The sequence below is a fragment of the Pseudomonas fluorescens genome, from assembly GCF_018614655.1.
In the GTDB taxonomy this organism is placed as follows: domain Bacteria; phylum Pseudomonadota; class Gammaproteobacteria; order Pseudomonadales; family Pseudomonadaceae; genus Aquipseudomonas; species Aquipseudomonas fluorescens_BX.
In genome coordinates, this window is the sequence record NZ_JAGGOG010000032.1 from 12,577 (window position 1) to 35,434 (window position 22,858).

General features: G+C 61.1%; 26 protein-coding genes and 1 pseudogene. 25 read left to right on the plus strand and 2 right to left on the minus strand.

Annotated features, from left to right (window positions below; genetic code table 11):
- The first annotated feature begins 50 nt into the window (after positions 1-50).
- The 11 genes from J7E41_RS25870 to J7E41_RS25920 all read left to right on the plus strand — a co-directional run bounded on the left by J7E41_RS25870 (position 51) and on the right by J7E41_RS25920 (position 8,833).
- A complete protein-coding gene (locus J7E41_RS25870; protein WP_214997102.1) occupies positions 51-512 on the plus strand; it encodes a VOC family protein in 462 nt (153 codons plus the stop codon).
- Positions 513-636: 124 nt separating this feature from the next.
- Positions 637-1,512 carry an alpha/beta fold hydrolase gene (locus tag J7E41_RS25875; RefSeq protein WP_214997103.1) on the plus strand — a complete coding sequence of 292 codons (876 nt, stop codon included), beginning with the start codon at positions 637-639 and terminating at the stop codon, positions 1,510-1,512.
- A gap of 185 nt (positions 1,513-1,697) precedes the next feature.
- A complete protein-coding gene (locus tag J7E41_RS25880; protein ID WP_214997104.1) occupies positions 1,698-2,300 on the plus strand; it encodes an ATP-dependent Clp protease proteolytic subunit in 603 nt (200 codons plus the stop codon).
- A gap of 405 nt (positions 2,301-2,705) precedes the next feature.
- Positions 2,706-3,902, plus strand: a complete 1,197-nt coding sequence (locus J7E41_RS25885) for a PepSY-associated TM helix domain-containing protein (RefSeq protein WP_214997105.1) — start codon at positions 2,706-2,708, stop codon at positions 3,900-3,902.
- Entirely contained in the window at positions 3,899-4,438 is a 540-nt protein-coding gene (locus tag J7E41_RS25890) for a thiamine pyrophosphate-binding protein (RefSeq protein ID WP_214997106.1), read from the plus strand. Before J7E41_RS25885 ends, J7E41_RS25890 begins: the two co-directional genes overlap by 4 nt.
- Positions 4,435-4,764, plus strand: coding sequence for a hypothetical protein (locus J7E41_RS25895; protein WP_214997107.1), 330 nt, complete (start codon positions 4,435-4,437; stop codon positions 4,762-4,764). The genes J7E41_RS25890 and J7E41_RS25895 overlap by 4 nt, the downstream gene beginning before the upstream one ends.
- Positions 4,761-5,324 carry a DUF6162 family protein gene (locus J7E41_RS25900; protein ID WP_214997108.1) on the plus strand — a complete coding sequence of 188 codons (564 nt, stop codon included), beginning with the start codon at positions 4,761-4,763 and terminating at the stop codon, positions 5,322-5,324. Before J7E41_RS25895 ends, J7E41_RS25900 begins: the two co-directional genes overlap by 4 nt.
- A 26-nt stretch (positions 5,325-5,350) precedes the next feature.
- A complete protein-coding gene (locus tag J7E41_RS25905; RefSeq protein ID WP_214997109.1) occupies positions 5,351-6,271 on the plus strand; it encodes a metal ABC transporter substrate-binding protein in 921 nt (306 codons plus the stop codon).
- Positions 6,268-7,014 carry a metal ABC transporter ATP-binding protein gene (locus J7E41_RS25910; RefSeq protein ID WP_214997110.1) on the plus strand — a complete coding sequence of 249 codons (747 nt, stop codon included), beginning with the start codon at positions 6,268-6,270 and terminating at the stop codon, positions 7,012-7,014. Before J7E41_RS25905 ends, J7E41_RS25910 begins: the two co-directional genes overlap by 4 nt.
- Positions 7,011-7,910 carry a metal ABC transporter permease gene (locus J7E41_RS25915; protein ID WP_029300631.1) on the plus strand — a complete coding sequence of 300 codons (900 nt, stop codon included), beginning with the start codon at positions 7,011-7,013 and terminating at the stop codon, positions 7,908-7,910. The genes J7E41_RS25910 and J7E41_RS25915 overlap by 4 nt, the downstream gene beginning before the upstream one ends.
- Positions 7,910-8,833 (plus strand): metal ABC transporter solute-binding protein, Zn/Mn family, encoded by a 924-nt coding sequence (locus J7E41_RS25920; RefSeq protein ID WP_214997111.1) that lies wholly within the window; start codon positions 7,910-7,912, stop codon positions 8,831-8,833. Before J7E41_RS25915 ends, J7E41_RS25920 begins: the two co-directional genes overlap by 1 nt.
- Positions 8,834-8,876: 43 nt before the next feature.
- Here J7E41_RS25920 and hpaA read toward each other — a convergent pair whose 3' ends face one another.
- Positions 8,877-9,761: a 4-hydroxyphenylacetate catabolism regulatory protein HpaA gene (gene hpaA / locus J7E41_RS25925; protein WP_214997112.1), complete on the minus strand. Its 885-nt coding sequence runs from the start codon at positions 9,759-9,761 to the stop codon at positions 8,877-8,879.
- Between the two features lie 127 nt (positions 9,762-9,888).
- On the opposite strand from hpaA, the gene J7E41_RS25930 reads away from it, so the two are divergent.
- From J7E41_RS25930 to hpaI, 8 genes are all read left to right on the plus strand, one after another.
- On the plus strand, positions 9,889-10,554 hold the full coding sequence (locus tag J7E41_RS25930; protein ID WP_214997113.1) for a fumarylacetoacetate hydrolase family protein: 666 nt from the start codon (positions 9,889-9,891) through the stop codon (positions 10,552-10,554).
- On the plus strand, positions 10,551-11,321 hold the full coding sequence (locus tag J7E41_RS25935; protein WP_214997114.1) for a fumarylacetoacetate hydrolase family protein: 771 nt from the start codon (positions 10,551-10,553) through the stop codon (positions 11,319-11,321). The genes J7E41_RS25930 and J7E41_RS25935 overlap by 4 nt, the downstream gene beginning before the upstream one ends.
- A gap of 5 nt (positions 11,322-11,326) precedes the next feature.
- Positions 11,327-12,787, plus strand: coding sequence for a 5-carboxymethyl-2-hydroxymuconate semialdehyde dehydrogenase (gene hpaE / locus J7E41_RS25940; protein ID WP_214997115.1), 1,461 nt, complete (start codon positions 11,327-11,329; stop codon positions 12,785-12,787).
- A gap of 48 nt (positions 12,788-12,835) precedes the next feature.
- Positions 12,836-13,693, plus strand: a complete 858-nt coding sequence (gene hpaD, locus J7E41_RS25945) for a 3,4-dihydroxyphenylacetate 2,3-dioxygenase (protein WP_214997116.1) — start codon at positions 12,836-12,838, stop codon at positions 13,691-13,693.
- 225 nt (positions 13,694-13,918) lie between these two features.
- Positions 13,919-14,311 (plus strand): 5-carboxymethyl-2-hydroxymuconate Delta-isomerase, encoded by a 393-nt coding sequence (locus J7E41_RS25950; RefSeq protein WP_214997117.1) that lies wholly within the window; start codon positions 13,919-13,921, stop codon positions 14,309-14,311.
- Between the two features lie 46 nt (positions 14,312-14,357).
- A complete protein-coding gene (locus J7E41_RS25955; RefSeq protein ID WP_214997118.1) occupies positions 14,358-15,662 on the plus strand; it encodes an MFS transporter in 1,305 nt (434 codons plus the stop codon).
- 11 nt (positions 15,663-15,673) lie between these two features.
- Positions 15,674-16,477: a 2-oxo-hept-4-ene-1,7-dioate hydratase gene (gene hpaH / locus J7E41_RS25960; protein WP_214997119.1), complete on the plus strand. Its 804-nt coding sequence runs from the start codon at positions 15,674-15,676 to the stop codon at positions 16,475-16,477.
- Between the two features lie 18 nt (positions 16,478-16,495).
- Positions 16,496-17,296 (plus strand): 4-hydroxy-2-oxoheptanedioate aldolase, encoded by an 801-nt coding sequence (gene hpaI / locus J7E41_RS25965; RefSeq protein ID WP_214997120.1) that lies wholly within the window; start codon positions 16,496-16,498, stop codon positions 17,294-17,296.
- Between the two features lie 147 nt (positions 17,297-17,443).
- Here the strand turns inward: hpaI and hpaR are convergent, their stop codons facing one another.
- The gene (hpaR, locus tag J7E41_RS25970) at positions 17,444-17,866 is read right to left on the minus strand and encodes a homoprotocatechuate degradation operon regulator HpaR (protein ID WP_169357863.1); all 423 of its coding nucleotides are present in this window, start codon (positions 17,864-17,866) and stop codon (positions 17,444-17,446) included.
- Between the two features lie 209 nt (positions 17,867-18,075).
- Here hpaR and J7E41_RS25975 point away from each other — a divergent pair, with 209 nt between their 5' ends.
- The 6 genes and pseudogenes from J7E41_RS25975 to J7E41_RS26000 form a co-directional block, all read left to right on the plus strand.
- Positions 18,076-19,374, plus strand: a complete 1,299-nt coding sequence (locus tag J7E41_RS25975; protein WP_214997121.1) for an NAD(P)/FAD-dependent oxidoreductase — start codon at positions 18,076-18,078, stop codon at positions 19,372-19,374.
- A gap of 25 nt (positions 19,375-19,399) precedes the next feature.
- Positions 19,400-19,765 (plus strand): cupin domain-containing protein, encoded by a 366-nt coding sequence (locus J7E41_RS25980; protein ID WP_214997122.1) that lies wholly within the window; start codon positions 19,400-19,402, stop codon positions 19,763-19,765.
- 13 nt (positions 19,766-19,778) lie between these two features.
- Positions 19,779-20,600 carry a molybdenum cofactor biosynthesis F family protein gene (locus J7E41_RS25985; protein ID WP_214997123.1) on the plus strand — a complete coding sequence of 274 codons (822 nt, stop codon included), beginning with the start codon at positions 19,779-19,781 and terminating at the stop codon, positions 20,598-20,600.
- Entirely contained in the window at positions 20,593-21,396 is an 804-nt protein-coding gene (locus J7E41_RS25990) for an SDR family NAD(P)-dependent oxidoreductase (RefSeq protein ID WP_214997124.1), read from the plus strand. Before J7E41_RS25985 ends, J7E41_RS25990 begins: the two co-directional genes overlap by 8 nt.
- Positions 21,386-22,153 carry an SDR family oxidoreductase gene (locus tag J7E41_RS25995; protein ID WP_214997125.1) on the plus strand — a complete coding sequence of 256 codons (768 nt, stop codon included), beginning with the start codon at positions 21,386-21,388 and terminating at the stop codon, positions 22,151-22,153. The genes J7E41_RS25990 and J7E41_RS25995 overlap by 11 nt, the downstream gene beginning before the upstream one ends.
- Before the next feature lie 167 nt (positions 22,154-22,320).
- Positions 22,321-22,858, plus strand: a pseudogene (locus tag J7E41_RS26000) (type IV secretion protein Rhs); the annotation flags it as partial.

Consider the following 22,858-nt stretch of genomic DNA (forward strand, 5'->3'; position numbering starts at 1 on the left):
GACCGGAAAAAACCGGGTTCTTTTCCACAACAACAATCAAGGAGAACGAAATGAGCGTTAAACCCATCCCCGAGGGCTACCACAGCATCACGCCCTATCTGGGAATCGACAAAGCCGCCGAAGCCATCGAGTTCTACAAGAAAGCCTTCGACGCCACGGAAGTGATGCGCCTGGACATGCCCGACGGCAAGATCGGCCACGCCGAACTGCGCATTGGTGATTCGGCGATCATGATGGCTTCGCCTTGCGGTGAAATGTCCTTCGGCAGCCCGGGAAAAGAACATCCCAGCGTGTGCCTGCATCTGTATGTACAGGACGTCGACAAGCAGTTCGCCCAGGCCATCCAGGCCGGGGGCATCGCCGTGTCAGAACCAAAGGATCAGTTTTATGGCGACCGCTCAGGAACGTTGAAAGACCCGTTCGGGCACGTGTGGTTCCTGGCAACGCGCAAGGAGGAACTGACAGAAGAACAAATTCGGCAGCGGGCCGCAGACCTGTTCAAACAAGGTTGAACCTCTAAGTTGAAGGGGCCTGGCCCCTTCAACACACTTCATGAACCGCCCCACCACGCTTTCCCCCTTGCCCCGGGCGCCCTGTGATTTCAGGATGCAGGTACTCATCACAAGGAGTCATTCCATGTTTGCCGGTTTCCAAAAAGACCAGCGCCACGTCAACGGCGTGGACATCAGCTACCGCCAAGGTGGCACAGGTCCCGGCCTGCTCCTGCTGCACGGGCATCCGCAGACCCATGTCATCTGGCACAAGATCGCCGAACAGTTGGCCGAACACTTCACGGTGGTCGCCGCCGACCTGCGCGGCTACGGCGACAGCAGCAAGCCGCCGACCAGCGACCATCATACGAATTACTCGAAACGGGAAATGGCCCGTGACGGTGTTGCGTTGATGCAAGCCCTGGGCTTCGATGAGTTCTCGATCCTGGCCCATGACCGTGGCGCCCGGGTTGCCCATCGCCTGGCCCTGGACCATCCCGAGGCCGTACAACGCATGGTGCTGCTGGACATCGCGCCGACGCTGGCGATGTACGCACAGACCGACGAAGCCTTCGCCCGCGCCTACTGGCACTGGTTCTTCCTGATCCGCCCGGCGCCATTGCCGGAAAGCTTGATCGAGGCCAACCCCGAGCTCTACCTGCGCAGTGTCATGGGTAGCCGTAGCGCTGGCCTCAAGCCCTTTACCGACGAAGCCTTCGCCGAGTACCTGCGCTGCCTGAAACTGCCAGGGGCCGCCCAAGGTGTTTGCGAAGACTACCGCGCTTCGGCGGGTATCGACCTTGAGCACGATCGCGCCGACATCGCCGCCGGCAATCACCTGAACCTGCCGCTCCTAGTGCTGTGGGGCGCCGACGGCACCATCGGACACTGCTTCGATCCGCTCAAGGAATGGCAGCAAGTGGCAACCAACGTACGGGGCAAGGCTCTGCCGTCCGGCCATTACGTTGCTGAAGAGGCCCCCGAGTTGCTCCTGGACGAAGCCTTGAAATTCCTGTGCTGAACGCCCATCGATGCTGCCGCGGTTGACCAGCGCGACTCACGCCAAGACCTTTGACTTCTACACAACTACGCCTACAGTCCCCCACAGGTTAATGCTCAGGAGTCGGCCGTATGCCGTGGGCGAAAAGGCATGAATCATGAAGTGGCATGCCGAAAATGGATTTTTTGACCACTCCCGGAGACGTTATGAACAACGACGAAAAAGAACAGGAAGACAAGGCACCACAAGACGCCGTCAGCGCCAAGTTGATGGAATATGCGATCAAGGCCCGCAAGGTTTTCATCACCGGCGTGGTCGATGAGCGCATGGCCAAGGACGTCGTGCAACAACTGCATATCCTTGCGTCCATCAACGAAGACCCTATCTACGTCTTCATCAACTCGCCGGGCGGCCATGTTGAGTCGGGCGACATGATCTTCGACGCCATTCGCTTCATTTCGCCTCCCGTCGTCATGATCGGCTCGGGCAGCGTCGCGAGCGCGGGTGCACTGATCTACGCAGCGGCGAAAAAAGAAAATCGCTACTCGTTGCCCAACACACGGTTCCTGCTCCATCAACCGTCAGGCGGCATCCAGGGGCCGGCAAGCAATATCGAGATCTACATGAAGGAAATTGTCAAAATGAAGAAGCGCCTGGACAATATCTTCGCTCAAGCCACCGGCCAAACGGCAGAAAAAATCAGTGCCGACACCGAGCGCGACTTCTGGCTCAGTGCAGAGGAAGCGCGGGACTACGGCCTGGTCAACAAGATCATCGTGTCGGAAAAAGAGATCACTCGACCGGCCTGACGGTCGAACACCGCGTCATCGTCACTGTGCAGCTTGCACCACTCCAGCAGCGCCCGCTCCCAAAACGCGCCCTTCGGCGCGCGGGTTTTGTCCTTGATTGAGGTAGGTGGTGTGGGAATCGATGTGTTTGTCATAGAGGGTTCTGGCACTCGTCATCAGGGCGCTCGCTTAACGGTATGGCTCCATCATAGGCAGCGCCCAGGCCTCATCAATTCCGGCACGGTGATAGCTCAAAACATGTTTCGTGTTCGATGAATGCCAATCTGAAACATTTGCTTTCATATACGGCTTAGGGTTTTGCACGGCTCATCCGTCTTAACTTGAATACAGCCGATCGCGTCAGCAAAAGCTACGACCGGCCTTTCCCGGGCCCGCACTGCCCCTCCGATCAAGACCCTCATTCACATGTCGAAGAAGTCACGCTCGAAAATCTGGTTTCTCGTTCACAGCTGGCTGGCGTTACCCATCTGGTTCTTTGTACTGATCGTCTGCGTCACCGGGACCCTGGCGGTGGTCAGCCAGGAAATCGTCTGGTTGGCCAACCCCGATGTGCGCGCCAGCAAGCCCTCGGACGACGCCGAACTGCTCAGCTATGACCAGGTGATCACCGCCATCAAGCGCGCCGAACCCCAAGTAATCGTCGAATCCCTCAGCCGCCCGGACGAATCGCACTTCGCCCTGAGTGTCGACCTCAGTTACCCCGACGGACGCTCGCTGGAGGTCTACGTCAACCCGTACACCGGAGTGATCCAGGGCATCAGCCCATCCTTCAACTTCAAGGCGTTCACCCGAGCCTTGCATGGCTGGTGGCTGGTGCCGTTCACCAACGGCTACAGCTGGGGCTGGTACCTGGTGTCATTGTTGGGCTTGCCGCTCTTGGCTTCGCTGGTCACCGGGCTTGTGGTCTACAAGCGTTTCTGGAAAGGCTTCTTCAAGCCGACCTTGCGCATCAAACATGGGGCCCGGATCTTCTGGGGCGACTTCCACCGGTTGAGCGGCATCTGGTCGATCTGGTTTATTGCGGTGATTTCCATCACCGGCACCTGGTTCCTGATCCAGGCGATCCTGTTCGACAACCAGATCACCATCTCCAGCGAGCCCATCGTGCCGGTGATCACCCGGGACAAAGTGCCGATGTCCAGCCCTGGCGTGCCCTCGCCGATGATCCCCCTGGACGACGCCATCAGCATCGCCACCCAACGCATTCCAGGGCTGGAAGCCAGTTTCATCAGCCTGCCAAGCACCGCTTACAGCCACCTGCGCATTGGCGGACGCGGCTGGTACCCGCTGATGTTCCAGACCGCTGAAATCAACCCCTACAACGGCGAAATCGCGGCCTCCCACCTGCTCTCGGATCGCTCGGGTCTGGAGTTCGTCACCGAATCCATGCGCCCACTGCACACCGGTGATTTTGGCGGGATCTGGATCAAGCTGATCTGGTTCTTCTTCGGCCTGGTGCTGAGCATGATGGTCTTGAGCGGCCTGCTGATCTGGAGCAAACGCACGGCCCTGGCCACCCTGCATGCGCTCAAACGCAGCGCCAAGACTGCACCGCACTCGATTCCGGTCCTGCAGGCCGACACCCTGGAGGGCAACCGATGAGCAAGGTGACTGCCGCTGCACCGCCTTCGCCGCTACGGGCTCTTTGGCTCAAATGGCGCTTCCACATCAATATCCTGCTGTTGCTAGTGCCCCTGGGGTTCATGCCCAAGTACTTTGCCGACGCGGCCCTGTTTCGCGGTGACAGCGGGCTGGGCGAACGGGAGATTGGCGAGGTGCAGGTCGGCCCCTGGAGCCTGAAATTGGCCGAGCTGCGCAATGAAGCCCCACGACCCGACCCCGCGGGCTATATGAAAGCCTTCAACGCCGCCCTGTGCGCCGCCTGTGGTGATCAGGTCAAGGCCACCTACCTGCGCATCGGCAAACCCCGCAGCCTGCGCGCCGCCGGGGTGATCTTCTTCGGCACGCCGTACCGCATGGGTGCCGTGCTGCCGATTCCGGAACGTACCCCGGCCGATGCCGAACTGTGGATCACCATGGAAGGCTGGGACGGCGCCATGCACCAGGCTTCCATTCCCTTGAGCCAGGCCTCGCCTGCAACCATCGCCTGGCTGAATAAACGAGGAGTCAAACCATGACCTTTTTGCGCCTGATCCGCACCTGTGGCGCGCTGCTGCTCTGCGCCGGTTTCAGTGGCGTTGCCCTGGCCCATAACCCGATGTGCGAATGCAAGGAAATTGCCGGCGAGCAGATCAAGTGCACCGGCGGTTTTTCCGACGGCAGCGGCGCGCCCGGTGTGACCCTCGACGTGATTGGCTACGACGAAACCATCCTGGTACCCGGCAAGCTGGGAGAGGACTCCACCTTGACCTTCAAGAAACCCGCCGCCGAGTTCTACGTGCTGTTTGATGCCGGCCCCGGCCACGTTGTCGAGATCGACCAAGCGGATATCCAGGCGCCATGAGTCGCACTACCCAAGTAGTCCGCCCGGCCGGTGCCGGGCACGAAACCCTCTTCGTGTTGCTGTTGTGCCTGATCATCCTTGCGGTGGCTGGAACGGTGGTGGCGTTGCGTGGCGAAAGCCATGAAGTGGCCGCCGTGCCCAGCCAGCAACTGGATGCCCGCCGCGACCTGAGTGCCGCCGAGCAAGGCATCTATGCCGATCTGTGGGTGACCCTGGATGAAATCCACCTGCTGCAACAGGAACACAGTGCTCTCCCCACGCCAGCACACCTGGCCGAAGAAGGCTTTGCGCCCTTCGCCCAGGACGCCAGCTCGGTGAGCCGTGGCGACCATCGCTGGCAGTTGCTGGAGCCGCCTGCCTACCTGGGCTTGAGCCAGACGCCGCAGGTCAGTGGCTCGCTGTTGATGCGTATCAGCGGCACCGAGCCGGATATCTGGCTCAACCGTCGCACCGACCTCCAAGCCCCCTCTGACCTCACTGACCAGGCCCTGATCGACGCCGGCTGGCAGCAGGTGGTCGCGCAATTCGATGCCGGCGTCACGCGCCAACATCGTCACTGAATTCACGCGGTATCCGAGAGCAGACCATGTCTATTTCATCGCCATTACTACGCCTGCTGCTGGTGGGCTTGTTCACCTTACTGCTGGCCCCACTTGCCAGTGCAGAGCAAGGCAAACGCCTGCGCATCGGCATCACCCTGCATCCCTATTACAGCTACGTGAGCAATATTGTTGGCGACAAGGCCGAGGTGGTGCCGCTGATTCCGGCCGGCTTCAACCCCCACGCCTATGAGCCCCGCGCCGAAGACATCAAGCGCATCGGTACACTGGACGTGATCGTGCTCAATGGTGTCGGCCACGATGATTTCGCCGACCGCATGATCGCCACCAGCGAGCGCCCGGACATCAAGGTGATCGAAGCCAACGCCAACGTGCCGCTGCTGGCCGCCACCGGCAACGCCGCACGCGGTGCCGGCAAGGTGGTCAACCCTCACACTTTCCTGTCCATCAGCGCGTCGATTGCCCAGGTCAACAACATCGCCCGGGAGCTGGGCAAGCTCGACCCGGACAACGCCAAGGCTTACACCCAGAACGCCCGCGCCTACGGCAAACGCCTGCGCCAGCTGCGCGCAGACGCCCTGGCCAAGCTGACCAGCGCACCGAATGCCGACCTTCGGGTTGCCACCGTGCACGCCGCCTACGACTACTTGCTGCGCGAATTCGGCCTTGAAGTCACTGCCGTGGTGGAACCGGCTCATGGTATCGAGCCGAGCCCCAGCCAGTTGAAGAAAACCATCGATCAACTGCGGGAACTGGACGTGAAAGTAATCTTCTCGGAGATGGACTTCCCGTCCAGCTACGTCGACACCATCCAGCGCGAATCCGGGGTCAAGCTGTACCCGCTGTCGCATATTTCCTATGGCGACTACAGCGCTGAAAAGTACGAAGTGGAAATGACCGGCAACCTCAATACCGTGGTCCGGGCGATTCAGGAGTCAGGGGCATGACGGCAGCGCAGCACCTGCAGGTGGCCAGCGTTGGTCCGACCCTGGAATTCAGCACCGTCTCACTGACCCTCGGTCGTACCGTGATCCTTGATGCCGTGAGTTTTCAGGTGGCACCGGGCAGCATTCACGCACTGGTCGGGCCCAACGGTGGTGGCAAAAGCTCGCTGATCAAAACTCTGTTGGGGCAAACGCCACACCAGGGGCAACTGAGCCTGCACTGGCCGGACGCGCCCGGCACCATCGGTTATGTGCCCCAGGCCCTGGAATTTGACCGGGGCCTGCCGATGACCGTCGACGATTTCATGGCCGCCATGTGCCAGCGCCGCCCGGCCTTCCTCGGTCTGTCCCGGCATTACGCCGAAGCCATCGGCGAGGCGCTGGAACGAGTAGGCATGCAGGACAAACGCAAACGGCGCATGGGCGCACTCTCCGGCGGTGAACGCCAGCGGGTGCTATTGGCCCAGGGACTGATCCCAGCGCCGAAACTACTTGTGCTGGACGAACCGATGTCGGCCCTCGACGAGGCCGGCATTCAGGTGTTCGAACGGCTGCTGAGCGACTGGCGCCAAGCCGGGATCACCGTGCTGTGGATCGAGCATGACCTGGAAGCCGTCGGCCGCCTGGCTGACCGCGTCACCGGCCTGAACCGCCGTGTGCTGTTCGACGCCACACCGAAAGAAGCGCTGACGCCAGATCGCTTGCTGACTTTGTTCTCCACCCACCCACGGAGCCCGGCCTTATGAGCTACGAAGCCTTTCGCTTGATGGTCCAGGGTTGGGCGTCTTCCGGGTATCTGCCGGAAGCCCTGGCTTATGGTTTTGTGGTCAACGCATTGTTGGCCGGGCTGTTGATCGGCCCGGTACTGGGTGGCCTGGGCACCCTGGTGGTGGTCAAGCGCTTTGCGTTCTTCTCCGAAGCCGTCGGCCACGCGGCGTTGACCGGCGTGGCCGTGGGCATCCTGCTGGGGGAACCCTATACCGGGCCCTATGGCAGCCTGTTCGGCTACTGCCTGCTGTTCGGCATCCTGCTCAATTACCTGCGCAACCGCACGGGCCTGGCGCCAGATACCTTGATCGGTGTGTTCCTGTCGGTTTCCCTGGCCCTGGGGGCGAGCCTGCTGTTGATCCTCGCAGGCAAGATCAACGTACACATTTTGGAGAACGTACTGTTTGGCTCGGTCTTGACGGTCAACGGCAATGACCTGCTGGTGCTGGCGATTGTCGGTTCCCTGGTGATGGCCCTGGCCTTGCCGTTGTACAACCGCATCATGCTGGCCAGCTTCAACCCGCAACTGGCCGCGGTGCGCGGGGTGGCGGTGAAGACCCTGGATTATCTGTTTGTGATCCTGGTGACATTGATCACCGTGGCGGCGGTCAAGGTCATCGGCGCGATACTGGTGGGTGCGCTGCTGGTGATTCCTGCAGCGGCTGCGCGCCTGCTGAGCCAGTCTCTCAAAGGGTTTTTCTGGATCTCGGTGGTGATCGCTACCGTCAGCACCCTGTGCGGGATTTTGCTGCCGATCATCTTCGACCTGCCCATCCCGTCCGGTGCCGCGATCATTCTGGTTGCCGGTATCGCCTTCGCCCTCGCCGCCATCGCGCGCGGCACGGTCCCCAGCCTGAAAGGGAATCTCGGATAATGCACCCAGTTCTACGTTCACTGACCCTGGCCTTCGCCTGTCTGATCACAACGCCTCTTCTTGCTGCCGAGGGGCTCAACCCCCAGCAGAGCACCAGCAAGGTGATCAAACCGGTGAAAGTCCTGGCCGCCCTGCCGATTACCTACGGCTTGGCGCACGTGTTGCTCAACGGTACCGATATCACCCTTGAGCGCGCGGCACCGGCCAATTTGCCCGGGTCGCGGCAAACGGCCTACTTCACCGGGCGCGGGGCTACGGCCCTGCACACCCTGGCACTGGACGCCGACGCCGCCATCGGCCTGCGTTCGTTATGGCCGGATGACCCGCTGTATCCGGTCGCCCGACGCAGCAATATCCGTATCGTTGAAGTCGACGCTGCGCGCCCGGTGGATGGAGGTTTGCCGGGAATCGCGGTGCAGCCAGGCTCAGTCGATGGGCTGAATAGCCAGCCGTGGCAAGCGAGCAACAATATGGGACGCATGGCGGATGTGATGGCCGCGGACCTGAGCCGCCTCGCGCCTGGCGCCAAGCCTCAGATCGACGCCAACCTGGCAAGTCTCAAGCAGCGTCTGCTCAAACTCACTGCTGACAGCGAGGCGCGGCTGGCCAAGGCAGATAATTTGAGCGTGGTCAGTTTGAGTGATCATTTGGGTTATCTGGTCAGTGGCCTGAACCTGGAGTTGGTCAGTGTTGATACGCGGCCAGATTCGGAGTGGACGGCCAAAGCGCTGCAGCAGTTGAGTGCCGACTTGAAGGAGAACGACGTGGTGGTCGTGATACATCATCGCCAGCCCAGCGACACGGTGAAAGCGGCGGTCAGTGCAGGGGGCTCGCAGTTGCTGGTGTTGGGCACTGATGGGATCGACCCGGTGGGGGAACTGGAGGGGAATGTCGATCAACTGATCACGGTTCTGGCACCTTGATCGTCAGTGGGAACTGGTTTGTGGCGGCCGGGTAGCCGCCCCGTCAAAAGCCCCCAGCCTGCCGCACGCGATACTCCCCCGGCGTCATCCCGGCGTACCGCTGAAAAAACCGACTGAAATACCCCGGGTCCTTAAACCCCAACTGGTAACAGATTTCATTGGCCGAGCCGCCCGTAAACAGCAACAACCGCTTCGCCTCCTGCATCACCCGCTCCAGCACCAACCGCTTCGACGGCAAATCTGCAATCCGCCGGCAAACCTCATTCAGCCGCGCCTCCGTCACCCCCACACCCTGCGCATACCGCGACAACGGCCAATGCTGCAGGTAGTGATCCTCGATCAACTCATTAAACCGATGAAAAATCCGTAAATCCTCATGCCGCGCCGGCCGCGCCTCCAATGAATTGGCACACAGCCTGAGCAACCCCACCATGATCAACCGCGTCAAACTCTCCAACGCCGCCGCCCTTCCCGGCCCGCAGCTATTGATCTCCCTGTACAGCGCCTCGAACAACCATTCAAGCCGCTCGGCATCAGCCTGAAACCGCGGCGCCAACGCCACACACGCCGCCGACAATTGCGGGCCCGGTGCAAGGCTGGGATCGGCATCGATCAACCCCCACACCAACTGCTGGCGCACCGTCAGTACATGCCCGTCCGCATCTGCCTCCGTGACAAAGGCATGGGCCACCGTCGGCGGTGTGAGAAAAAACATCGGCCCCGACTCAAGGTACTGCTGGTCATCCAGATACACCCGCACCGCGCCGCTCTTCACGTAATGCACCTGGAAAAACCGATCATGCCGGTGCACCGGCATGTTGCGGCCGAAAAAACCCGCCAGGTTGCCCAGCTTGTCGTAATGCACATCGGCATCGCTGTAGCGCTGATCGTAGACCTGCCCGATGTTGATATTGGGGATCGGCTTCACGGTGTGCTCATTGTTGTTTTTGGGTGCCAGAGATTTTGCCACGCTTGACGGTAGTTAACATATTAATTATAACGTTAATACATTAACGAACTGCCTATGGAGCAGTCGCCACCGCCAGGAGAAACCCATGAGCCGTATCCTGCATGATGTTGCCAACGGCACCCTGTTCGGCGTTGCGCTGAACTACCAGGGGTTGCTGGAACAACATCTCGCCGCCTTCCAACAGGCGCCGTACCAGAAGCCTCCGGTCAAGCCGGTGCTGTTCATCAAGACGCCCAATACCCGCAATGGCCATGACGGCGTGGTGGTTCATCCTCAGGGCGAACGCCTGCAACCCGGCCCTGCGCTGGGGGTCGTGATCGGCAAGAGTGCCAGCCGGGTCAGCGCGCAAAATGCCATGGCACATGTGGCCGGCTACACCATCGTCAATGAGTTCAGCCTGCCGGAAGACAGCTACTACCGCCCGGCCGTAAAAGCCAAATGCCGGGACGGTTTCTGTGCGCTGGGCCCTGAGTTGGTGAGCCGCGAGCAGGTTACCAACCCCAATCAACTGAGCCTGAAACTGTTCGTCAACGGCGAACTGCGCCAGCAAAACTCCACCGCCAACTGGGTGCGGGATATTCCTCAACTGATCGCCGAGATCAGCGAGTTCATGACCCTGCACGAAGGCGATGTGCTGATCACCGGGACGCCCGAAGGCCGAGTGGATGTGCAGCCCGGCGACACCGTTGAAGTCGAGATCAGCGGCCTGGGTCGTCTGGTCAACCACATCAAGGCCGAGGAGTTGTCATGAAACACGCCCGTATTCGCTTTGAAGGCGCCGTCCACCAAGTCCTTGTCGACGCCAATCACGCCGTACGCCTGAACGATGGTCGCCTGCTGGCCGAAGACCAGGTCGAGTGGCTGCCCCCGGCCACCGGCAGCATGTTCGCCCTGGGTCTGAACTACGCCGACCACGCCGCCGAGCTGGCCTTCAAGCCGCCCACCGAGCCGCTGGCGTTCATAAAGTCGCCGGGCACTTACACCGGCCACCACCAGACCACCTGGCGCCCGGATAACGTCGCCTACATGCACTACGAGTGCGAACTGGTGGCGGTCATCGGCAAACCGGCGCGCAACGTCAAACGTGAAGACGCCCTGGATTACCTCGCCGGCTACACGGTGTGCAACGACTACGCGATCCGCGACTACCTGGAAAATTACTACCGCCCCAACCTTCGTGTGAAGAACCGCGACGCCACGACGCCGGTCGGCCCGTGGATCGTTGATGTGTCGGACGTGCCCGACCCAAGCAACCTGAAACTGCGCACCTGGATCAACGGCGAACTGCGCCAGGAAGGCAGCACCCGGGACATGATTTTCGACATCCCCTACCTGATCGAATACCTGTCCAGCTTCATGACCCTGCAACCCGGCGACATGATCGCCACCGGCACGCCGGAAGGCCTGGCCGATGTGGTGCCCGGGGATGAAGTGATTGTGGAAGTGGAAGGCGTAGGCCGCCTGGTCAATCGAATTGTCAGCGAAACGGAGTTCTTCTCCGTGCGAAAAGAGGCTTGAGCAAGATGATCAAACACTGGATCAACGGCCGCGAGGTCGAAAGCAAAGATGTGTTCGTCAACTACAACCCGGCCACCGGCGAGGCTATCGGTGAAGTCGCCAGCGGCGGCGCCGAGGAAGTCGCCCAGGCAGTCGCGGCAGCCAAGGAGGCCTTTCCGAAGTGGGCCAACACCCCGGCCAAGGAGCGGGCGCGGCTGATGCGCAAGCTCGGTGAATTGATCGAGCAGAACGTACCGCACCTGGCCGAACTGGAAACCCTGGACACCGGCCTGCCGATCCATCAGACCAAGAACGTGTTGATTCCACGGGCCTCACACAATTTCGATTTCTTCGCTGAAGTCTGCACCCGCATGGATGGCCACAGCTATCCGGTGGACGACCAGATGCTCAACTACACCCTGTATCAGCCCGTCGGCGTTTGCGCCCTGGTGTCGCCCTGGAACGTACCGTTCATGACCGCCACCTGGAAAACCGCACCGTGCCTGGCCTTGGGCAATACCGCCGTACTGAAGATGTCGGAGCTGTCGCCGCTGACGGCCAATGAACTGGGGCGCCTGGCGGTGGAAGCCGGGATTCCCAATGGCGTGCTCAACGTGATCCAGGGCTATGGCGCCACTGCAGGTGATGCCCTGGTTCGCCATCCCGATGTGCGGGCGATTTCCTTCACCGGCGGCACCGCCACCGGCAAGAAGATCATGCAGACCGCCGGCCTGAAAAAGTACTCGATGGAACTGGGCGGCAAATCGCCGGTGCTGATTTTCGAAGACGCCGACCTGGAACGAGCCCTCGACGCGGCGCTGTTCACGATCTTTTCGCTGAACGGCGAACGTTGCACCGCCGGCAGCCGGATTTTCATTCAGGAAAGCGTCTACCCGCAGTTCATCGCCGAATTTGCCGCCCGCGCCAAGCGCCTGATCGTCGGTGATCCGCAAGACCCCAAGACCCAAGTCGGCTCGATGATCACCCAGGCCCACTATGACAAAGTCACCGGCTACATCAAGATCGGTATCGAAGAAGGCGCCACCCTGCTGGCGGGTGGCCTGGAGCGTCCGGCGAACCTGCCGGCGCATCTGACTCGCGGCCAATTCATTCAGCCGACGGTGTTTGCCGATGTAAACAACAAGATGCGCATTGCCCAGGAAGAAATCTTCGGGCCGGTGGTGTGCCTGATCCCGTTCAAGGATGAAGCCGAAGCATTGCAACTGGCCAATGACACCGAATACGGCCTGGCGTCCTATATCTGGACCCAGGACATCGGTAAGGCCCATCGCCTGGCCCGTGGCATCGAGGCCGGCATGGTGTTTATCAACAGCCAGAACGTGCGTGACCTGCGTCAGCCGTTCGGCGGTGTGAAAGGTTCCGGGACGGGCCGCGAAGGCGGTCAGTACAGTTTTGAAGTGTTTGCCGAGATCAAGAACGTGTGTATCTCCATGGGCAGCCATCACATTCCGCGTTGGGGCGTGTAGCTGCCGAGGTCCCCACTCCAACAAGAATAAGTATTCAGGAGAATCATCATGGGCGAAGTCGTCCTGGCCGCGAAGATCTGTCACGTGCCTTCGATGTACCTGTCGGAACTGCCCGGCAAGCACCACGGTTGCCGCGCCGCGGCGATTGCCGGACATAAGGAAATCGGCCGTCGCGCCCGCGAACTCGGGGCCGATACGGCGGTGGTATTCGATGTGCACTGGCTGGTCAACAGCGGGTATCACGTCAACTGTGGCGAGCATTTCAAGGGCATCTACACCAGCAACGAGCTGCCGCATTTCATCAAGAACATGGAATACGAGTACCCAGGCTGCCCTGAGCTGGGCGAACTGATTGCCGCCGAAGCCAACCTGGCCGGCGTGCGCAGCATGGCCCACAACATCCCGAGCCTGGAGCTGGAGTACGGGACCCTGGTGCCCATGCGCTACATGCACATGGATGTGCCCGACGAGCAGAAATTCAATGTCATCTCCATCGCCGCCTGGTGCGCCTGGCATCGCCTGGAAGACAGCTTTGCCTTCGGTGCCGCCGTGCGCCGGGCCATCGAGAAGAGCGACCGCAAGGTGTTGGTGCTGGCCTCAGGCTCGTTGTCTCACCGTTTCTCCGACGACCGCGAAGCCGAAGCCAACATCCACAACTGGACCCGCGAATTCGACAAACAGGTGGATCTGCACGTGGTGGAGATGTGGAAGCAAGGCCGCTTCAAGGAGTTCTGCGCGATGCTGCCGGACTACGCCGAGCACTGCTTTGGCGAGGGCAAGATGCACGACACGGCGATGCTGCTTGGGTTGCTTGGCGGGCCTGAATACAACCAGCCGGCCGAGATTATTACCGAACCGTTTGGCAGCTCGGGTACGGGGCAGATCAACGCGATTTTCCCGCTCTGAGCCGTTTTCAAGATCAATGATTACCTTGTGACGAAGAGCTTTTTGTGGCGAGCGGGCTTGCCCGCGTTGGGCTGCGCAGCAGCCCTAACAGGATCGCTGAGTTTCTTCAGTTAGATCGAGAAGGCAGATGTCAGGGCCGCTGCGCAGCCCAACGCGGGCAAGCCCGCTCGCCACAAAAAGCCGCTCTGCACAAAAAATCAACTCCCCACCGCAGGAGACACTCCCATGCCGCACTTCATCGTCGAATACACCGACAACATCGAACAACAGGCCAACCTGCCCGCCCTGTTCGAAAAGGTCCACAGCGTTCTGGGCGACAGCGGCGTGTTTCCCCTGGGCGGCATCCGCAGTCGCGGTGTGCGGCTGGACACCTGGCGCATGGCCGACGGCAAGCACGACTACGCCTTCGCCCACATGACCCTCAAGGTCGGCCACGGCCGCGACCTGGCGACGCGCAAGGCCGTCGCCGACGCGCTGTTTCAGGTAATCACCGAACACTTCGCCGAGCTCCAGGCACAACGGCTGCTGGCGTTGTCGTTCGAGATGATCGAGCTGCATCCCGAGCTCAACTTCAAACAGAACAACGTACATGCCTTCTTGAAGAACCAGGCGGGCTGACCCACGCCGCCTCCCCCATGGCCTCTCAAACAAAAAGTACAACACCATGAGCACAGCCAAGACTACCGCCAGCCTCGCCCTGGCCGAGCACGATCGCACCCACAGTACGGTGACCTGGCGCCTGATGCCCTTGTTGCTTATCTGCTACCTGTTCGCCCATCTGGACCGGATCAACATCGGTTTCGCCAAGATGCAGATGAGCAGCGACCTGCACTTCAGCGACACGGTCTACGGCTTCGGTGCCGGGCTGTTTTTTATTGCCTACGCCTTGTTCGGCGTGCCCAGCAACATCGCCCTGGACCGGGTCGGGCCACGGCGCTGGATCGCCTGCCTGATGGTGGTCTGGGGCATCTTGTCCACCAGCATGATGTGGGTCGAAAGCTCCACAGGGTTCTACGTCCTGCGCTTCCTGTTGGGCGTCGCCGAAGCCGGCTTCTTTCCCGGGATCCTGGTGTTTCTCAACCGCTGGTACCCGGCCCGTCGTCGCGCCCAGGTCACGGCGCTGTTCGCCATTGCCGTGCCCATGGCAGGGGTGATCGGCGGACCGTTGTCCGGTGCAATCCTGGAAAACTTCCATGCCGTCGGCGCCCTGCGCGGCTGGCAGTGGATGTTCCTGATCGAAGGCGCGCCCGTGGTACTGCTGGGCCTGGTGGTGCTCAAGTGCCTGCCGGACAACTTTGAAAGCGTGAACTGGCTGACCACGGCGCAGAAGCAACAACTGCACGCGCAACTGAACAGCGAGGAACAGCGCAAGTCCATCACCTCCTTTGCCGGCATCGTGCGCGACCCGCAGGTCTGGCTACTGGTGGCGATTTATTTTGCGGTGATGCTCGCCGTCAACACCCTGGCGTTCTGGATGCCGACCTTGATCCACGGTGCCGGCGTCGGCCGGGACAGCCAGGTTGGCCTGTTGAGCGCCGTGCCCTACCTGGCCGGGTGTTTCTTCATGATCGGTTGCGGACGCTCTTCGGACCGCCATCGCGAGCGCCGCTGGCACCTGTGCGTGCCGCTGCTGATGGCCGCCGCCGGTATCGCCGTGGCTGGCCTGGCACCGAGCAATCCGCTGCTGGTGATGGGCGGCCTGGTGGTGGCCGGCATGGGTGCCAGTGCCGCGCTGCCGATGTTCTGGCAGCTGCCGCCGGCCTTTCTCTCCAACAGTACCCAAGCCGCCGGTATCGCGATGATCAGCTCCTTCGGCAGTGTGGCCGCCTTCCTCGCCCCTTACTTGATCGGCTGGATGCGCGACGCCACCCAGAGCGCGAGCCTGGCGTTGTATGTGCTGGCGCTGCTGATCGCCCTCGGAGGCTTGCTGGTGCTGCGCACCCATGCCGCCATCGTCAATCCAAACTAGAGACCTTCGTCATGCTCGATCCCCAGCAAATCCTGCAAGCTGCTGCCCACCTTGACCGGGCCGAACGCGCCCGGGAGCAAGTGCGCCAGTTTTCCCTCGACTACCCCGACATCACGATCGAGGACGCCTACGCCATCCAGCGCGCCTGGGTCGCCCAGAAGATCAAGGACGGGCGCAAGTTAGTCGGCCACAAGATCGGCCTGACATCCCGGGCGATGCAAGTGTCGTCCAACATCAGCGAACCGGATTACGGCGCCCTGCTCGATGACATGTTCTTCGATGAAGGCACCGATATTCCCTTCCAGCGGTTTATCGTGCCGCGGGTGGAAGTGGAACTGGCGTTCATCCTCGGCAAACCGCTCAAGGGCCCGAACTGCACGATCTTCGACGTGCTCGACGCCACCGAATGGGTGATCCCGGCGCTGGAAATCATCGACGCGAGAATCCAGCAGATCGACCCGCAGACCAACGCCACCCGCAAGGTGTTCGACACCATTTCCGACAACGCCGCCAACGCCGGCGTGGTCATGGGCGGCCGTGCGGTGCGCCCCACCGAGATCGACCTGCGCAAGGTCCCGGCGGTGCTGTACCGCAACGGCGTGATCGAAGAGTCAGGGGTTTCGGCGGCCGTGCTCAATCACCCGGCCAAGGGAGTGGCATGGCTGGCGAACAAACTGGCGCCTTATGACGTCACGCTGCTACCGGGACAAATCATTCTCGGTGGCTCGTTTACCCGTCCGGTGGCGGCCAGTCCTGGCGACACCTTCCATGTCGACTACGACATGCTGGGCTCCATCTCCTGCCGCTTCGTCTGACTCCTGGAGGACTGTTTCATGGACATGCCTGTGAATCGCTTCAAGCAACGCCTGAACAGCGGCGAAGTGCAGATCGGCCTGTGGCTCGGCCTGGCTGACACCTACTGTGCAGAACTGGCCGCCAACGCCGGTTTCGACTGGCTGTTGATCGACGGCGAACATGCCCCCAATGATCTTCGCAGCATGCTCGGCCAGTTGCAGGCGATTGCACCCTATGCAAGCGAAGCCATCATCCGACCGGTGATCGGCGATACCGCGTTGATCAAGCAAGCGCTGGATATCGGCGTGCAAACGGTGCTGGTGCCAATGGTTGAAAACGCTGCACAGGCGCGGGAGCTGGTGCGCGCGATTCACTATCCGCCCCAGGGCATACGTGGCGTGGGCAGCGCTTTGGCTCGGGCTTCGCGCTGGAATACTATTCCCGATTACCTGGACCAGGCTGATGCGCAGATGTGCCTGTTGGTGCAGATCGAGAGCCGTGAAGGCTTGGCCAACCTGGATGCGATTGCGGCCGTCGAGGGTGTGGATGGGGTGTTTATCGGGCCGGCGGATTTGAGTGCATCCATGGGCCATCGCGGGAATCCGGGGCATCCAGAGGTGCAGGCGGCCATTGAAGACGCCATCTTGCGGATTTGCAAAGCCGGCAAAGGCGCCGGGATTCTGAGTGCCGACGAGACGCTTGCCCGACGCTATATCGAGCTGGGCGCGACGTTTGTGGCGGTGGGCGTGGATACCACGGTGTTGATGCGCGGGTTGCAGGCACTGGCCGGGAAATTCAAGGGTACAGCGGCACCGGCCAGCACCGGTGGCGTGTACTGACTCTATCGAACAACAAAGATCAAATGTGGGAGCGGGCTTGCTCGCGAAGGCGGTGAGTCAGTCCCAGAAGTATTGACTGATACACCGCCTTCGCGAGCAAGCCCGCTCCCACACAAGCCCGCTCCCACCTTTGATCTGCTAATCGCCTCAGCGCTTGATGTTTTTCAGCTCATCCAACAACCCCAACAACGTCTGCAACTTCTCCTCCCCCAACTGATCCTGCAACCGCTGGTAGTTCCCCTCCATGCACTGGCTCATGGACTCAAACATCACATTGCCCTTCTCCGCCAAGGTCACCAACACCCGCCGCTGGTCCTGCTCGGCCTTGCGCCGGTGAATCATCCCCGCCGCCTCCATGCGTACCAGCACGCCGGTCATGCTCGGTTTGAGAATGCAGGCCAGTTCCGCCAGCTGGTAAATCTCCAGCTCGTCATATTGGCTGAGGATGCGGATCACCCGCCATTGCTGTTCGGTCAGGCCATGCTCATTGAGCGAAGGACGAAAAAAACTCATGGCCGCTTCACGGGCCTGTAACAGGGTCAAGGTCAGGGATTGTCGAGGTTTGAGCATAGGGATCAGGGTCACGATAGATTTAGTTAATAATTTAACGAAACTCTAACATCTCGGCCCTCTGGCCGCGCTATAACTTGTGGGTCGAAAGCCTCGGCTGGCGCGCTGAATCAAAAGCCCCGGCACGGAGAATCAAGACTTCCACCCCGCCAGGGCCCCTAATGGAGGCATCCGCTTTAGAGCCTTCCTTCACTTTCTCAGGCTGCGCCATGATCACTATTGAAACGCCTACCTATTACACGGCCACCAAGAAGTACAACCTCAGTTTCCCGACCCTGGAACAGGATGTGGAGGCCGATGTCGTGGTGATTGGCGGCGGTTTTTCCGGTATCAACACCGCCCTTGAACTCGCCGAAAAAGGCATCACTAACATTGTGGTGCTGGAAGCGCGTTACCTGGGGTTCGGCGGCACCGGGCGCAATGGCGGGCAGATCATGGCTGGGATTGGTCATGACCTGGAAAAGATCAAGAAAGACGTCGGCGAAGATGGGCTGCGCCAGGTGTTCGAGATCAGCGACCTGGGTGCCGACATCATCAAAGACCGCATCGCCAAGTACAACATCGATGCCGACTTCTGCCACGGCTATGGCTACATGGGCTTTAACACCCGCCAGGAAAAGACCCTGCAAGCCTGGGAAAAAGACTTCAAATCCATCAACAGCAAACACGAGATTCGCTTTCTCGGCGGCTCCGACGTCAAGCAGATCATCGGTTCCAGCGCCTACAGCAGTGCGCTGTTGCACATGGGCGGCGGTCACGTGCATTCGCTGAACCTGCTGCTCGGCGAGGCCACGGCCCTGGCCGGTCATGGCGTGCGAATTTTCGAGAACAGCCCGGCCCTGGAAGTCAGCTATGGCGAGCGCATTACCGTGCGTACCGGTCGCGGCTCGGTCAAGGCCAGCAAGCTGCTGTGGGCCTGTGACAGCTTCCTCAACAAACTGGAGCCGGAGCTGCACCGCTCGACCATCAACACCTACGCCTTCCAGATGATGACCGAGCCGTTGAGCGAAGAGTTGATCAACCGCATCAGCCCGATTCGTGGGGCCTACAGCGATATTCGCCCGGTGATCGACTACTACCGGGTCACCAACGAAAACCGCCTGTTGTTCGGGGCCGCGACGCCGCTGGTGGAACACATCCCCGGCGACCTCAAGGCGTGGAACCGCCACCTGATGCTGAAGATTTTCCCCTACCTCAAGGACGTGAAAATCGACCTCGCCTGGGGCGGTCCGATGGCTTGCAGCCCGAACCTGTTCCCACAGATCGGCACCTTGCCGGGGCGCAGCAACGCGTTTTTCGTCCAGGGCTATTCAGGTTTTGGCGTCACCCCCAGCCACATCATCTGCAAGGTGCTGGCCGAAGGCATGAGCGAAGGGTCGGCGCGGTATGACCTGATCAGCTCGATCCATCGCCCGACCATCATCGGCAAAGATGCCATCCGCCCGCTGCTGCTGACTGCCGGCAAGTCATGGCACCAGTTGTCCGGCTACTGGAACGGGCGCCGTTAATTTTTTCTCATCAGGAGCAACTGCCATGACCGTCACCACCCTCAAAAAAGACATCCAACTGTCGGAACTCGACGCCTGGGGCACCGTGGCCGATCTCGGCTCAGAGATTCTCGAAGGCGAAGTCAGAGCCTTCGGCAAGATGACCTTTGGTGCCCCGACCGACCCCATCAGCAGTGCCTACTTCGGCACCACCCAAGGCAAGTTCAGGATGGTCTATCCGTTCGCCGAACAAGCCACGGTGGTGACCGGCGAAGTGGTGCTGACGGATGAGGCCACCGGCAAAAGCGCACGCTACAAGGCCGGTGACAGCTGGTTCGTGACCAAGGGCACGCCGGTGTTGTGGGAAGTGGTCAGTGAGAGTTTCGTCAAACATTACTTTGCCGTCGTTTGAGTGGAGGCCTGCCATGACTAGCCAATCCGACTGGATCACCGTAGGCGCCCTCGCCGACGGCTTTGTCCCCCAAGCCTTCATCCTGCCTAACCTCGCGGACCTGAACGGCAAAACCTTCACCCTGCACTTCGCCAACGGCTGGCAGATCGAGCATCGTTTCGAGCACCAAACCCTGTCCTGGCGCGCCGCTGACGGTCATTCCACCGGCACAGCGCCCTATCGCGCCACGTCGATCCGCCCAGGCCTGTACCTGGTGGATTTCATCAAGCACGAAAACGCTCAGAGCTGGTCCATCAGCCTGGTGCTCGACACCACCAGCACCTCATTCACCGCCGTCATCGGCCGCCTGCCCACCCAGGCAGAAACCGCCGAAGGCCTCTACAGCCGCGCCCTGACCGGCAAGCCGCTGACCTCGGTGGACGTGGATTTCCTCCACGGCAGCCTCGACCGTCTATGGCAGGAAGGCCAATGCCCACACGCGCCGACGGGCGAACTGGTAGGCCTGCGCAACCAATACCGCTACAGCCCGAGCGAGGTCTACGAGCACATCTACCTCAACGACCAGTTCTACGCCTGGCAGTGCCTCAAGGGTGTCGAGCAAGGCCTGTGCGACACCGACCGCTGCCATTACTACAAGATTGCCGATGAGCTGTACCTGTTTGTCTGGCGCGAAAAGATCATCCCCACCCTCGGCCTGGTGCTGATCGACCTGCAACAGCACCGCAGCGACGGCAAGATCTTCGGCTATGCCGGGTCGTCCTTCGATGCACTGTCGAATTTCCCCATCAGCTCCTACTGCCAAGTGCTCAACCGTACGGAGCATTCCGATGCCTGAACCGCGCACGGTGGTGATCACCGGTGCCGGCACCGGCATCGGCGCCGCCTGCGCCCGGTTGCACGCGGACCAAGGCGCGCAACTGGTGCTGATCGGCCGTCGCCGCGAACCGCTGGAACAGGTGGCCGATGAAACCGGCGGCCTGATTCTGGTGGGCGATGCGGCCTGCCCCGACACCTGGGACGGGTTTATCACGCAGATCCGCCAGCGCTACGGTCGACTCGATGTGTTGCTGGCCTGTGCCGGTGGTCACTGGCTGGGCAGTGCCACCCAAACCAGCCCGCACACCTGGGAAGCCGCCCTGCGCAGTAACCTCGACAGTGCCTTCTATAGCGCGCGGGCCTGCCTGCCACTGTTGATGGAAAGTGCCGGGAATATCGTGCTGATCGGCTCCATTGCTTCACTCGCGGCGGGCCCGCAAGTCTGCGGCTACACCACCGCCAAGCACGCGTTGCTGGGGCTCAATCGATCCCTGGCCAGGGATTACGGCCCCCACGGCGTGCGGGTCAACGCGGTGTGCCCGGGCTGGGTGCGCACGCCCATGGCCGACCAGGAAATGCAGCCGTTGATGGACGCTTATGGCGAGACGCTGCAGCAGGCCTATGATCGGGTCTGCGCCGACGTGCCGTTGCGCCGGCCGGCCAGTGCCGATGAGATCGCCAGGGTCTGTCGCTTCCTGGCCTCAGCGGACGCTTCGATCATCACCGGCGCGACGTTGGTGGCTGACGGCGGGTCAAGCATCGTCGATGTGCCGACCCTGGCGTTTACCCGACTGGAGCAGCCCGATGGCCAATGACCTGGATTTCAGTGGGCAAGTCGTATTGGTGACCGGCGGCGCCCAGGGCATTGGCCGCGGGATCGTCGAAGCCTTCGCCTTGCGCGGCGCGCGGGTGGTGATTGCCGACTTGCAACTGCCGTTGGCCCGGGGATTGGCAGATGAGTTGTGCGAGCGCGGCTGTCTGGTTGAGGCCGTTTGCGTTGACCTTGCGGACGCTACAGCGGTGCTCGACGGTGTTCAGGCGCTGGAACAGCGACTTGGACGGTTGGATATCCTGATTCACAACGCTGGGTATTTTCCGTTGACCGCCTTTGCCGACATCACCCCGGCCATCCTCGAGCGCACCTTGGCGGTGAATCTTTCGGCGTTGTTCTGGCTGACCCAGGCGGCGCTGCCAATGTTCCGCCGTCAGGGTCAGGGTTGTGTGCTGGTGACCTCCTCCGTCACCGGCCCACGCGTGGCCTACCCCGGCCTGAGTCATTACGCGGCGTCCAAGGCAGCGGTCAATGGTTTCATTCGCAACGCGGCCCTGGAGTTGGCGGGGCTGAACGTACGGGTCAACGGGGTTGAGCCGGGGATGATTGCAACACCGGCCATGGGCAACCTCGGGGACGATCAACTCAATAACAGCATTGCCAGTCGCGTGCCGCTGGGACGTCTGGGCAGTGCCGCCGATATCGCCGGAGCGATGGTGTTTCTCGCCTCGGACCTGGCCACCTACATCACCGGGCAAACGGTGGTGGTGGATGGTGGGTCGACCTTGCCGGAAGTTTGATCCCGCACAGCCTTCGCCGAAACCTCCTACCTGGCCGCCAGATAACCTCTACTCCCCGCGCTTAAGAACCTCTGCAAAGTCTCTCGCCTGATCACACAGCGCGAGGGACCGCCGATGTTTCTACCTCTTCACACCCTGCACAACGGGGTGATCTTTTGATTCCTCAAATGATCGCCCAGATTGGCCTGTTCTCCATTGCCGGGCTCGACCCCAAGGCACCGAATGCCGAGACCGTCTTCAGCGATTTCAGGCGCTGCCTGAATAACTACGAGGAGTGGGCCGAAAGCTTCTGGAGCTTCTCGGCGCTGGACGTCGAACAGGTGTTCAAGGTCGGCGATGAGGTGACGCTTGTAGCGCCCATCCACCGCTCCATCCTTCCCAGCAGCACCGTCGCGATGTGCCCAGCCAGCGGTTCGCTGACCCTGGTGCATATGTTCCAGAGCGCGAGATTTGTGCCCATCGGCAATACGCCGGTGATGCTGCAAAAGGTCGATCCCAACGGTGGTCCGCTCGGCGAGCCGATTCATAAAACCATCGGCCCCAGCGGCATTCTTGAAGTCACCGAATGCACTCGCGGCCAGCCGTATCGGGTGAGCTTTTACCCCAACGTTTCCAGGGAGCAGGTTAAGGCGCTGTATGCCTCCTATCAGTCGGTGATCGAGCCGTTGGAAGGTTGGTTACGCGGTGAGTGGACTGGCACGTTCG